The organism is Aquiflexum balticum DSM 16537, assembly GCF_900176595.1.
GTDB lineage: Bacteria > Bacteroidota > Bacteroidia > Cytophagales > Cyclobacteriaceae > Aquiflexum > Aquiflexum balticum.
In genome coordinates this window covers 1,608,447-1,622,669 of sequence record NZ_LT838813.1, presented here as the reverse complement: position 1 = coordinate 1,622,669, position 14,223 = coordinate 1,608,447, and the positions used below count along the sequence as shown (strand labels likewise).

6 protein-coding genes are annotated in these 14,223 nt (G+C 42.3%); 5 read left to right on the top strand and 1 reads right to left on the bottom strand.

The window, feature by feature from the left end; all coding sequences use genetic code 11:
* Positions 1 to 83 precede the first annotated feature (83 nt).
* Complete coding sequence (locus B9A52_RS06940; RefSeq protein WP_084119616.1) at positions 84 to 4,160, bottom strand: hybrid sensor histidine kinase/response regulator transcription factor; 4,077 nt, start codon at positions 4,158 to 4,160, stop codon at positions 84 to 86.
* Between the two features lie 286 nt (positions 4,161 to 4,446).
* On the opposite strand from B9A52_RS06940, the gene B9A52_RS06935 reads away from it, so the two are divergent.
* From B9A52_RS06935 to B9A52_RS06915, 5 genes are all read left to right on the top strand, one after another.
* Complete coding sequence (locus B9A52_RS06935; RefSeq protein WP_084119615.1) at positions 4,447 to 5,631, top strand: glycoside hydrolase family 53 protein; 1,185 nt, start codon at positions 4,447 to 4,449, stop codon at positions 5,629 to 5,631.
* 44 nt (positions 5,632 to 5,675) lie between these two features.
* Complete coding sequence (locus B9A52_RS06930) at positions 5,676 to 8,267, top strand: glycoside hydrolase 5 family protein (protein ID WP_084119614.1); 2,592 nt, start codon at positions 5,676 to 5,678, stop codon at positions 8,265 to 8,267.
* A 125-nt stretch (positions 8,268 to 8,392) separates the two neighbouring features.
* Complete coding sequence (locus B9A52_RS06925) at positions 8,393 to 11,335, top strand: SusC/RagA family TonB-linked outer membrane protein (RefSeq protein ID WP_084119613.1); 2,943 nt, start codon at positions 8,393 to 8,395, stop codon at positions 11,333 to 11,335.
* Between the two features lie 65 nt (positions 11,336 to 11,400).
* Positions 11,401 to 12,996, top strand: a complete 1,596-nt coding sequence (locus tag B9A52_RS06920; protein WP_084119612.1) for a RagB/SusD family nutrient uptake outer membrane protein — start codon at positions 11,401 to 11,403, stop codon at positions 12,994 to 12,996.
* Between the two features lie 17 nt (positions 12,997 to 13,013).
* Positions 13,014 to 14,048, top strand: coding sequence for a SusE domain-containing protein (locus B9A52_RS06915; protein WP_084119611.1), 1,035 nt, complete (start codon positions 13,014 to 13,016; stop codon positions 14,046 to 14,048).
* Positions 14,049 to 14,223 lie beyond the last annotated feature (175 nt).

The window sequence follows — 14,223 nt, the reverse complement described above, 5'->3', positions numbered from 1 at the left end:
GTTTGCCGTCTCTTTTTAGTATTTAGCTAAAATCCCACCTAATTTTATAACTTTCAAATTATTTTAAACATTGGTTTCACCCTTCAATTCCTTTTCGAATAACCATTTTCGAAATCGAAATTGGATTTGATTTCTTTTTGCTGATAGTCCCTTGGGGAATATCCGAATTCTTTCTTAAAGCATTTGGCGAAATAAGATAAGTTGGAGAAACCCACCTCGTACATGATTTCGGAGATATTGCCTTCATTGTTTTTCAGCAAGATGGAGGCTTTTTTCAACCTGTATTTCCTGATGATATCCTTGGCTGAGAAGTTTGTAAGGGATTTCAGTTTACGGTAAAGGTGTGCCGTGCTCATTCCTATTTCATCGCTGAGCATTTCTACTGTAAAATCAGGATTGGCAATATTGGCTTCAATGATATGGATTACTTTATTGACAAATCTATCATCAACGTTTTCCCCATTTGTTTTGAATTCCGGTTGGGTGATGATTTCCGATTTGAAATATTCAAAGAGTTCATCTTTTCTTTTGAGAATGTGTTCAATGGTAGCTACAAGGAGCTCTATGTCAAATGGCTTTGTCAAGTAAGCATCGGCACCGGTTCTGATTCCTTCTATTTTTTGCGAAGTCAGGCTTTTTGCAGTCAGGAGAATGACACCGATATGGGAAGTCTTGGAATTTTCCTTAATTTTTTTGCAAAAGGTGAGACCATCCATGACAGGCATCATGATATCACTGATAATGACGTCTGGTGTGAAATTTTCGGTTTTTTCCAATGCTTCTTCTCCGTTGTTGGCAATGATCAGGTGATAATCATCTTTGAGATTCAGGCAAAGATATTCTACCATATCTGAATAATCCTCGACAATAAGCACCACGGGCTTACTGGATTCCACATCATAAACATATGGATTTTGGCTCTTTTCATCGAAATCACTCTTTTTGCTGACCAACAAGTTCAGGGACTGGGATCCCTGTTCAAAATCAACCGGAAAATGGATGTTTCCCAATGGTAGAGTGACTGTGAAACTTGCCCCTTTCCCCAGTTGACTTTCCACATTCACGTTTCCGTAGTGCAGTTTGGTATATTCGGCTACCATGGACAATCCTATACCTGATCCATCAAAGGATTTTTTGCCCTGACTGGTTTGATAAAAACGGTCAAAAATGCGTTGTTGATCCTCTTCGTCTATTCCAATCCCGGTATCAGAGATCCGGATATCCACTGCTCCGCATTTAAAGTCCGGATCATTCCTGCGCTGTCGGACTTCAAAATGGACAGAACCTTTCTCCGGGGTAAACTTGAAAGCATTGGACAGAAGATTATAAATGACAGATTCTATTTTCTCTGTATCAGCCCAAACTGTACAATTGTCAATATCTGAATCAAATGTGAATTGAATATTATTTCTGGCAGCTTTGTCACCAAATAAAACAAACAGTTCCCGGCAGAATCCGACCAAGTCAAAGGCTGTAACTTTCAGTTCTAGGCTATCCTGTTCCAATTTCCTAAAATCAAGGATTTGGTTGACTACCCTTAGGAGCCTTTGCGAATTCTTTTCTGCAAGCTTAAGAAGATTGTTGGTTTCATCACTGAAATCACGTTTGTTCAGTGCTTGGTGGATAGGCGGAAGAATAAGACTTATCGGCGTTCTGAGTTCATGGGAAATATTGGTAAAAAACTGCTGCTTGGTCAGTGCAATTTCCTCACTGTGGCTTTTCTCCATCTTGGCAAGTTTGACTTCATTTCTTAGGTGGAGCCTTCCAGAATAGAATCGCAGAGAATAAAACACCAAAATCAGGATCAACAAAACATATAGAAATATAAAACCCGGGCTGAGGAATAAAGGTGGTTTTATTTTGATTTCCAGTTGAGTTTCCTGTTCATTCCAAATCCCATGGTTATTGCTGCCCTTTAACCTGAATAGATAAGTCCCCGCAGGTAGATTTGAATATACTGCGTAATTGTTATTACCGGAGACATAATTCCAATCCTTATCGGCACCTTCCAGTTTATAAGCATAGATATTTCTTTCAGGCTGCCAGTAATGTAGTGCCGCAAAATCAACTGAAAAGGAGCGCTGGGAATAATTGAGGTTTAGTTTTTCTACAAATGAAATGTCCGCAGGAAGTTGGATAATTTCCTGCTGGGGCTTCCCTGATCGGATCTCTTGGTTGTTGATTTTAATGTTAGAGATGAAAATTTTGGGAACAAATGGATTTGGCTTTGCTTTGGTAGATATTTCCAGGAATCCGTTGTCCCCGCCAAAATAAAGCTTTCCCTCTCCATCGCTGCTCCAACATCCATCTGAAAAATTTTTTATAGGGATTTCCTTATCCATAGGGTAGATCACAAAAGTCTTATCCACAGGTTGGTATTTCAAAATCAGTCCGGATGAGGATCCCCAGATATTTCCCTGACTGTCCTCCGCAATACTTGCTAAAATAAAATCACCTCCTATCTTCAAAGGATGAAAAATAGCCTCATCACTCTGAGGCTTATATTCAATTAACCCATTGGTGGTACTTGCCCAAAGACTGCCTTTTTTGGAATAAAATATACTGTTAAGGCTTCTTCTGTTCGAAACTCTGTTGAAGGAACTGATGGAAGTACTTCGGTAAGTCTGAAGATCAATCCGGTAAAGTTCATCATAATTAATGGCCCAAATGGCATTTGCGCCGGAGGCATTTTTTTCTGAACCGAAATCACCGACTTTTTCAAAATGAAAAGAATGAATGTCGTTGAAATTTCCGGCAACTTTGAAAAGCCCTCCCTCCCAAGCGCTGACCCAAAACGAACCATCTGCCCCTTTGGTGAATTTGGATATGTAATTACTGAAAAGCCCATTTTGTTCATTGGCCGGGATAGCATACATTTTATTTGCCTGTCCGTCCCAAACATTGATCCCCCCTGCTGTTCCGATCCAAATCCTGCCAAGGTCATCTTCCTCAAGCGCATAGACATTATTGAGCAGAATTCGCCTATCAAGATCAGAATGTATATCAAAGACTTCCTTGTAGCCCGATTCCGGATCAATATGGATCACACCGTTAAGAGTTGCCAGCCATTTATGTCCGTTTCTGCTCACTAGCATAGCCTTGACCTGATTTCCGATAGTCTGACCGTTCCAATCATGGGACACTTCATGATAAGTATAAATGCCGCTGTATTTACTGATAACGCTCAGGCCGTTGGAGGTAACAAACCATATCACTCCCCCAGAATCTTCAAATATCTGCCAGATGACATTATTGGCAACTGAAAATGACAGTTTCGGATTATGGTACAGCATTTGGCTGATTTTGGATTTTGGGTCAAAAATATTGATACCAAAATCAGTCCCTAGCCAAAGTTGGCCCTCTTCATTGAGATATATTGCTTTGATGACTTCATTACTAAGATTAGTGTTGTCATTATTATATAATTTATGCTCACCAGTGTGGATGTTAACATGGGCTAGCCCGGTCTCTGTTCCCACCCAGATCAAAGAATCATCTTCCCCCGAGGATTTGATGTCCATGATCAGATTGTTTTTCAATGATGGATTATAATCTCCCTTAAGGTCAAAATGCACAAATCGATCCGATCCGGATGCCAATTTATTGAGCTTATCATAAGTTCCCACCCATAGGTTATCCAAATGGTCCATATAAATAGACCGGATCATATTATGACTTAGATTGTTTTTGAAATCATTGTAGTTTCTAAGCGAATCACCTGAAAATCTGAAAAGTCCATCGGCCGTACCTATCCAAACTGTCCTGTGATGGTCTTGATAGAGTGCCCTTACGATCTTGGATTTTCCGGTTTCGATGGGTGTGATTTCAAACGTCCTTGTGTTGATTTTACATAGTCCTTTCCAAGTTCCAACCCAAAGATCCTCGCCGACCACAAGCAGGGAACTGATTTCATTAGCCGTCAAGGAAGGGTATTCTTCTTTTTTAAATATCTTGAAATTCTTGCCATCATATCGGCAGATACCATTGGCCGTTCCGATCCAAATAAAATCATCTCTGTCCTGTGCAATGGAATTGACGATGTTAGAAGGCAGTCCATCTCTGATGGATAGATTGGAGAAAAAAGGAGTATCCTGTCCTTGAATTTTCCATGGAAAAATCAAAAATAACAAACAGATGATTTTGGTTATTGGCCCCTGCATTTTTTATAGTTTTTATGCCTTGGCAGATGACAAATTATTGAAATCTGCCCAAGACCAAATCAATTGTCTTTGAGGCATCCCCTCTTGTCACGAATTTGTGTCTGGAGTATAATTATATAGATTTTGTTGCAGAATCCGATCAAATTCCGACAAGATGATTGATTTTTATCCATACCTGCAAGATTTGAATCACATTCTCAATATTAAGGAATTTAATTTTGAGAATGTGATTCGTAGCTGATCGAGAGCGGACAGCTGGTGATCATTTTCTAAACCCTAAAGTATTATGAATTTTCCCAGATTAACCATTTTTATTGTTGTTGTGCATATCATCCTTGTTGGTTGTCAGGTAGATATCAATGATTCTACTGGGGAAAATGAAAATAAAGACCAACCTGTTTTTTACTTTGGATCAGACCTTTCCTATATCAACCAGATTTTGGATAAGGGTGGCGTATATAAGGTTAACAGTTCTCCTGAAAACCCATATCGTTTATTTGCCGAACATGGCAATGATCTTGTGCGGTTGCGGCTATGGCACAACCCCACATGGACGAGTACCATTTACGGTGACAGCAATTCACCCATGTACAATGACCTTTTGGATGTAGAAAGAGCAATAGCCTCATCAAAAGAACAGGGAATGAAGACCATGTTGGATTTTCACTACTCGGATATCTGGGCGGACCCGGGTAGACAGGAAATTCCCGAAGCCTGGAAAGCAATTACTGATCTTGAAATATTGAAGGACTCTGTTTACCAATATACTTTCAAAACCTTGAAGTATTTGGACCAAAAAGGACTTATGCCAGAGTTTGTACAGATCGGCAACGAGACCAATTGTGGGATGATGTATACTGATGCACCGGAAGGATTCCCTAAACTCAATGTATGTGAAGGAAATTGGTCTAATTTCAGAGCCATTGTCAATTCATCCATAAATGCCATCAGGGATGCTTCTGCCCAAAAGGACACCAAAATTATTTTCCATGTAGCAGATCCCGTTCATGTGGATTGGTGGTTTGAAAATCTTACTGCCGGGGGATTGGTAAGGGATTTTGACATTATAGGATTTTCATATTACCCTATTTGGCATACAGGCGTTCCATTCAGTCAACTTTTCTCAAAAATATCATCCTTTAGGTCCAAATTCGGGAAGGATATCATGATGTTGGAAACGGCCTATCCCTGGACAGCCGAAGGAAATGACGATTACACCAATATTTTTGGAGGACAAACACCACTGGTTGGATATCCCTTTACCAAGTCCGGGCAATTGGCCATACTCAAAAAAATGACTCAGGAATTGATAAGTGCAGGAGCCATTGGAATCATCTATTGGGAACCTGCTTGGATAAGCTCCCCCATGAAAGATTTGTGGGGTACCGGCTCTTCTTGGGAGAACTGTACCTTCTTTGACTTCACCGGAAATCTTCATGAAGGAATTGATTACATGCTTCACGATTATTGACGACTATTGAAATTACTATTAATCTATTTGAACCCAAAATTATAATGAAAATATCTGTTTGTAATCTAATTCTGGTTTTAGTGTTGGCTATTTCGGCACCTGGAACCTCCTATGCCCAGAAAAAGAAAACCAAAGAAAGCAACCCTGTTTACGTAGATGAAAATGGGATTTTAAGGTGGCAGGAAAGTAAAAAAGAAGCTTCATTTTTTGGTGTAAATTATTCCACTCCATTTGCATTTGCATACCGGGCCCATCAGTCATTGGGTGTGGATTTAGAACAGGCAATAAGGGAGGACGTTTACCACATGTCCCGCTTGGGATTCAATGCTTTCAGGGTTCATGTTTGGGATACAGAGATTTCGGATGTAGATGGAAATCTTTTGGAAAATGAACATTTACGCCTTTTTGATTTTTTATTGTCCGAATTGGCAAAGAGGGAAATCAGTACAATTATCACCCCTATTGCTTTTTGGGGAAACGGATATCCGGAGCCCGACGGGGACACCCCCGGTTTTTCGAGACACTATGGCAGGGGCAAGCTCACCACACATGAAGAAGCCATTTCAGCACAGGAAAACTACCTGAGGCAGTTCTTTGAACATGTCAATCCTTATACCAAGATGAGCTATCAGGAAGATCCAAATGTGGTGGCTGCTGAAATCAACAATGAACCGGCCCATAGCGGGCCCAAGGAGGGTGTGACAGCCTATATCAACAGGCTCAAAAGAGCCATTACAGGTACCGGATTCTCCAAACCTATATTTTACAACATCAGTCAGGGTCCTCATTATGCAGATGCCGTTGCAGGTTCAGAGGCAGATGGCTTCAGCTTTCAGTGGTATCCTTCTGGTCTCGTTTATGGCAAAACCCTCCAGGAAAACTACCTGCCCCACGTCAACAGGTACCATATTCCATTTGATTCCATTCCCGAATTCCATCAAAAGCCTTTGATGGTTTACGAATTTGATGCTGCGGATATCATGGGATCCTATATGTATCCTGCTATGGCCAGAAGCTTCAGAAAGGCTGGCTTCCAATGGGCAACCCAGTTTGCCTATGATCCCTTGGCGATTGCCCATACCAATACAGAGTACCAGACCCATTACCTCAACCTGATTTATACACCGGCTAAAGCTATCAGTATGATGATCGCGGGCAAAGCGTTCCGGAATCTCCCCTTAAAGGAAAATTACGGAAATTATCCGGACAACAATCAGTTTGGACCAATTAGGGTCAGTTATCATGAATCTCTGAGCGAGATGAATTCAGAAGAGATATTTTATTATTCAAATAACACTAACTCAACCCCTAAAAACCCAAAAAAATTAAAACACCTTGCGGGTGTTGGTTCTTCTCAGGTGGTAAAATATGAAGGGTTAGGTGCCTATTTTTTGGATAAACTGGAAAGTGGCGTTTGGAGGCTAGAAGTCATGCCCGATGCAGTTCCACTTAGGGATCCGTTTGCAAAAACATCACCTGACAGGTCAGTAACCCGGGTTATCTGGAGTGAACACCCCATGCAAATAAATTTGAATGAACTCGGCGTGGACTTCAATGTAATGCCACTTGACAATGGAAACTCTTATAAAACCGTGGCAAAAGCCGGTTCAATTCCGATACGACCAGGAACATACCTGATTAACAAAAAAGGGAAAAAATTTGATCTTAAAAATCAAAAAATAGGTGCAATCGGAATCAGGGAATTTGTTGCACCAAGACCAACACATAATTCCGTGGCCCTATTACATAAGCCCCCTTTCGAATTGTCCTCTAATAGACCTTTCAAAATCAAAGCAAAAACAGCAAGTACGTCCCCGATTAAGGCAACCCTTCAATTCAGGCTAGGGGGAGACCGCTTTCAGGAACTTCCTATGGAAGCTATTTCTCCTTATGATTATGAAGCTGAAATACCTGCTGAGGTATTGAATCCCGGGATGCTGACATATCGGATTGCCGTGGAGGAAAATGGTGAAACGGTCTATTTTCCGAGTGGAGAAAAATCTTCCGAATTGCATTGGGCTTCAGACCCACCTCAAACCTGGAAAGTATATGTGGCCAGAGAAGACGGTGCCTTGGAAATTTTCAATCCGGCCCATGATCAAAAAATACATATTTATCCGACATATATAGAAGGATTCAGGACAAGGTTGGAGGCAGGGTATTTTTCTGGGGAAATGTTGTTGGAATTGAGAGCAGAAGAACCTTCCACATCAGATCTGATGGGTTTTCAATATCCAATTAAAGATAAACTGATGGACCGGTTAACTTCAGGAGAAGACTTTAACAAAATCATCCTCCAGGCAAGGGTAGTGGGAAGAGAAAAATTACCCATCAAGATAGGTTTTACCTATGAAAATTCAGGTGCAAGGAATACAAAGGTTGAATTAAATACCTCATTTCAGGAAATAGAGATCGCACTGAAAGACCTGAAGGCGGATGGCGGGGCTTTGTTGTTGCCCAGACCCTATCCGGAATTTATGCCTTTGTACAGTCAATCAGACAATGGAGTTAATCATTATGGACTTGAACAAGTAGAAAAAATAGAGATAACATTTGAAAATATTGATATCGGTGAATCGAACAGTTCTCCCTTTCTGATTGAAATAGGAAAAATATGGTTGAAGAAATCCAAATAGGAACAAATTCCCTTGCAAAAATGCAGCCTGATTTAGGTTGGATAAATATCGAGGGTATCCTTAAACCAAGACCAATTTGACCGGAATAAATAGAAATTTAACAATAAACCAAAAATAGTACGATTATGCGGAAATTATTTACTGTAATGAAAATCGCACTTACGGTGATAGCCTTGATGAATTGGCAGCAAACAGCTGCTCAGCAAAAGTTGGTAACCGGAACAGTGACGGATCAGAGTACGGGAGAAGAATTGCCCTTTGTCAATGTAAGCATCAAAGGGACGACCAAAGGCTCCATTACCGATATTGATGGAAGTTATTCCATCGAGGTGGATTCCCCTAATGATGTTTTGGTATTCAGCTTTATCGGATTTTCCAGAAAGGAAGTAAGAGTTGGAAACCAATCCATTGTCAATGTACAGTTGGAAGGGAATACCAAGCAGTTGAATGAAGTAGTGGTGATCGGTTACGGAACCCAGCGAAAATCCGACCTGACAGGATCAGTAGGATCTGTGAGCAGGGAAGATTTCAATGTCGGCCAGGTCACCAATGCGGAGCAATTGATCACCGGAAAAATAGCCGGTGTCCAGATTACGCCCAATTCCGGACGTCCGGGAGCCGGAGCAAGGATCAGGATTCGGGGAGGTTCGTCATTGAATGCCAGCAATGACCCTTTGATCGTAATTGACGGAGTTCCGCTGGACAATTCCAGCGTTGCCGGTACTCCCAATCTACTCAACTTCATCAATCCCAATGACATTGAAACTTTTGATGTCCTGAAGGATGCCTCGGCTACTGCCATTTACGGTTCCAGGGCTTCCAATGGGGTAATCCTTATCACTACCCGCAAAGGTAAAAAAGGACAGGATCTCAGTGTCAATGTCAATTCATTGGTGTCGGTGTCCCAGATCTCCAGCAATATCGATGTACTGAATCCACAGCAGTTTAGGGATGCTGTCCTGGATCAGGCTTCCCCATCCCAGCAGGCATTGTTGGGGGATGCCAATACCAATTGGCAGGATGCGATTTTTCAGGATGCGATCAGCTTTGACAACAATGTCAGTCTAAGTGGTTCTTTTAAGGGAATACCTTATAGGATTTCTGTTGGAAATCTCAATCAGGACGGAGTTCTGAGAAGGGACAACTTCAACAGGACTTCTGCCGGAATCAGTCTAACTCCTACTTTATTGAATGACCGATTGAAAATCAACTTTAATGTACGTGGTGCATATACAGTCAGCCAATTTGCCAATCAAGGAGCCATAGGAGCGGCGGCGGTTTTTGACCCTACCAAGCCTATTTATGATCCTGAAGGGTATGGGGGCTTCTGGGAGTGGGTCAATGCGGATGGTTCACCCCAAAACCTCGCTCCAAGAAATCCGGTCGGTCTTTTGGAACAAAGGGATGATAGAGGTGAAGTCAAAAGAAGCCTCGGCAATCTTCAGTTGGATTATGCTATACCCTATGTTGAAGGGCTTAGGGCCAATCTGAATTTGGGATATGATATCAGTGAAAGTGATGGTAAAGTAATAATTCCCTCTAGCTCGGCGGCAGGATTCAATGAGGGTGGATCGATTGCCAAATATGCCCAAAACAAGCGGAATCTTCTTGCGGATTTTTACCTGAACTATCTCAGGGAATTTAATGGCAATCGGCTTGATGTTATAGCTGGATATTCCTGGCAGGATTTTTTATTTGAAAACCCTTCTTTTGCAAGAGTCAATGAGGAAGGCGTGGTTCTTACTCCTGCCGGGGTGGAAACAAGGCCGCAATACAGGTTGATTTCATTCTTTGGCAGGGTCAACTACAGCATCAATGATAAATATCTCTTTACAGGAACGATCCGAACTGATGGTTCATCCAGATTCAGTCCGGAAAACAGATGGGGAATTTTCCCTTCTCTGGCAGCAGCATGGAGGATCAGTGAAGAGGATTTCCTGATAAACAACAGTACCTTAACTGATTTTAAGTTAAGGTTGGGATACGGTGTGACAGGTCAACAGGACATCGGCTCTTTTTTCCCGTTTCTCCCACGCTACACTGTCAGTGACGATGCAGCACGGTACCGTTTTGGTGATACATTTTATAATATGCTGAGACCTGAAGGATATGACAGGAATATTAAATGGGAAGAAACCGTGACCTGGAATGCCGGTCTTGATTATGAATTATATGACGGCAAACTTTTCGGTAGTATAGATTATTATTACCGAAGAACCAATGACCTATTGGCTGTGATTCCAGTAGCTGCCGGAACCAATCTTACCAATCAGCTTTTTACAAATGTGGGTAATATTGAAAGCTTTGGTCTTGAATTGGGATTGACCTATAATGTACTCAGAACGCCAGATATTGACTGGAACATTGGTGGAAATTTTACTTACAATCGGGTCAATATACTAAGTCTGAGCAATGTGGCAGAAGATGCAGTCGGAATATTGGTCGGCGGCATAGGAGGAGGAACGGGTAATACCATTCAGGTCCATACGGTGGGTTTCCAGCCCAATTCATTCTATGTTTGGCAGCAGGTATATGGCCTTGACGGAGCACCTTTGGAAAATGTCTATGTTGACCAGAGTGGGGATGGAATTATCAATGAACAGGATCTGATCAGAAGAGGATTTCCCGATCCAAGATACTTCTTCGGGTTCAATTCGCAGGTCCGTTATAGAAACTGGGATTTAGGATTTGTCATGAGAGGCAATCTTGGGCATAAAGTTTATAACAACGTCCGTTCGTCCAATGGTGCCTACCAAAGTCTGAGGTTTCCGGATTATCTGATCAACATGACTTCTGATGTTTTGCATACCAATTTCCAGAATTACAGGCTTAGGTCAGATTATTATCTTGAAAATGCAGCATTTATGCGAATGGAAAATATCAGTCTGGGGTACAACTTCGGTAATGTGTTCAACTCCAGGATCACACTCAGGGCAAGCGGCACAATACAAAATGCTTTTGTTCTTACCAATTATTCCGGAATTGATCCTGAAATACCGGGCGGTATAGATAACAATTTCTATCCATTCCCCAGAATTTATTCCTTCGGTGTAAACTTCGGATTCTAAACAACCATCTCTGAGGTCCCATGCGTTTATTCAGCTAGGGACTTAGGAATCAAAATATTGAAAAGATGAAAAATACATTTATAAAAATTTCAGCCATATTAACGGTAACTTTTTTTACCGTTACGGCATGTACGGATCTTGAACTGGAGCCATTCGGCGAACTGACTTCCGTACAGGTATATCAGGATTTTGACAATTATATCCATGTATTGGCCAAAATGTACGGCGGACTGGCACTCAGTGGTCAGTCGGGTCCCCACGGAAGGGGTGATATCGGTGGTCAGGACGAAGGAGCTTCAACTTATCTGAGGGCCTTATGGAAACTCCAACAGCTCCCAACTGATGAAACCATCATTTCATGGAACGATGAAGGCCTGCCTGCTCTGAATACCATGACCTGGTCTTCGGATAACGGGTTTGTTGCGGCCATGTATTACCGGATATTTTATCAGATTACTTTGGCCAATGAATTTATCCGGGAAACCAGTGATGCCAACATGAATTCCAGAGGAATTTCCGAGGCAAATCAGAATACTGCCAGACTTTTCAGGGCTGAGGCCAGGTTTTTAAGAGCTTTAAGTTATTATCATGCCCTTGATCTTTATGGCAATGTCCCCTTTGTGACACAAGAGGATGCGGTGGGCTCCTTCTTCCCCAGACAGGTCAATAGAAGAGAATTGTTCGATTACATCGAAAAGGAACTGTTGGAAGTTATTCCATTGTTGGTCGCACCTAGGCAGCATCAATATGCCCGGGCAGATCGGGCAGCGGCAAGAATGCTTTTGGCAAAAATGTACCTGAATGCTGAAGTTTACATTGGAGAGGCCCGATATACTGAGGCCATTGCCCAGCTCAATGAAGTGATCGGCGCAGGATATTCTCTGGAGCCCAACTATAACCATCTGTTTTTTGCGGACAATGACCAATCCAATGAAATCATTTTCCCCATTTCCTTTGATCAGGTCAGCAGCATGGCCTGGGGAGGCGCTACATTTTTGGTCAACGCTGCTATAGGCGGAACAATGCGAAACTTCTATAATTTTGGAGTTCCCGGAGGATGGCAAGGTATGAGGGCGCGGCCTCAATTAGTGAACCTTTATCCGGGAGTAGATGGGACTCCTGATGCCAGGGGCTGGTTCCACACCCATGACCAGCAATTGGATGTAGAGAACATCAACATCTTTCAGGATGGTTATGGAATCATCAAATTCCGAAATATTACCAAAGAAACAGGAGACAGGCCTGATGGTCCGGTAAGCGATCAGGTCAGCGTGGACTTCCCTATGTTCAGGTTGGCTGATGCCTATCTGATGTATGCGGAGGCTGTACTCAGAGGTGGCTCCGGTGGCAATCAGGCGCAGGCTTTGGCCTACATCAATGCATTGCGAGAAAGGGCGTACGGTGACAGCAGCGGAAATATTACTTCCAATGAACTTACCCTGGATTTCATCATTGATGAGCGGGCAAGGGAGTTGAAATGGGAAGCTACGCGAAGAACCGATCTTATCCGGTTCGGCAGATTTACGACCGCCGCCTATATTTGGCAATGGAAAGGCGGAACTTTCGGTGGTTCGGCCGTTGGGGATTTCAGAAACTTATATCCACTGCCCCAAGCAGATCTGATTGCAAATCCTACATTACAACAAAATCCTGGTTACTAACCAAAAATAATCGAGAAATGAAAACATTGAACATAAAAATTCTATCAGTATTCACCCTGCTTTGTGCATGGGCATGTACTGATCCCATAGAAACCGTCATCAGTGCCAATCCAAATGCACCTGCCCTGACAAGTCCTTCGGCGGGAACTTCACTGATCCTGAATCAGGATATATCGGAAGAGACCGTAATTTTCGCCTACAATAAAGCCGATTTTGGATTCCCGGCGGCAGTCAACTACACTGTACAATTGGTGGAATCCGGTGCATCATTTGACAATGCAATGGATATTGGTAATTCCAATAGCAACAGTGTTGGAATTTCCCAGGCCAATCTCAACCAAAGACTGATTGCCAGGGGTTTTGTTCCTGATGAAGCCACACAGGTGGATATCAGAGTAAGGGCTATTCTGGGGCCAACAGTCGATCCCTTATTCTCCGAAAGGGTGACCATGTTGGTGACCCCATTTAGAGAGGAGCTCACCTACGCCAGAATGTATGTTCCGGGTGATTATCAGGGCTGGGATCCCTCCAATGAAAACACGGTTATTTATTCCGTACAGAACAATGACATTTATGAAGGGTTTGTGCATATCCTGGGCGGTTCAGGGGCATTTAAAGTCAATGAGGAACCGAATTGGGACATCAATTATGGAGGGTCCAATGGGGTGCTGGAGAGAAACGGACCGGATTTAAGGATTGCAGAACCATTTGGGACGTTCAGAATTACAGTAGACCTCAACACCTTAACCTATTCCATCGGCACCCGAAGAAGATGGGGAATTATCGGTGATGCCACTCCGTTAGGCTGGGCTAACGATACTCCAATGAACTTTGATCCTGTTAATAATGTGCTCACGATAACCCTGGATTTGATTGCAGGAAATTTCAAATTCAGGGCCGGTGATTGGGCACATAATTATGGGGATACAGGATCGGATGGAATTTTGGATCCCGATGGTGCGAATATTCCGATACCTGAAGCCGGCAATTATACCATCACCATGGACTGGAAAGTTCCCGGAGAAATCTCCTATGAGGTTATAAAGAATTAATTTAATTTACTGAAGTACACTCATAACGCTGATGGAGCTGATTTTCACTGATTTATTTATCTGTGGACATCTGCAAAATCAGCGTTATCAGTGTTCTATAAAATGACTCTGGTTAATGCGAATCCTCATTTACTTTTTTTTCATCATTTTTTGGATCCCAATAGCAAATCTTAGC

What these genes read in the sequence shown, in the direction of transcription:
- B9A52_RS06920 (WP_084119612.1), top strand. Translation starts at nt 11,401, where the DNA reads ATGAAAAATACATTTATAAAAATTTCAGCCATATTAACGGTAACTTTT.
- B9A52_RS06940 (WP_084119616.1), bottom strand. Translation starts at nt 4,160, where the DNA reads ATGCAGGGGCCAATAACCAAAATCATCTGTTTGTTATTTTTGATTTTT.
- B9A52_RS06930 (WP_084119614.1), top strand. Translation starts at nt 5,676, where the DNA reads ATGAAAATATCTGTTTGTAATCTAATTCTGGTTTTAGTGTTGGCTATT.
- B9A52_RS06925 (WP_084119613.1), top strand. Translation starts at nt 8,393, where the DNA reads ATGCGGAAATTATTTACTGTAATGAAAATCGCACTTACGGTGATAGCC.
- B9A52_RS06935 (WP_084119615.1), top strand. Translation starts at nt 4,447, where the DNA reads ATGAATTTTCCCAGATTAACCATTTTTATTGTTGTTGTGCATATCATC.
- B9A52_RS06915 (WP_084119611.1), top strand. Translation starts at nt 13,014, where the DNA reads ATGAAAACATTGAACATAAAAATTCTATCAGTATTCACCCTGCTTTGT.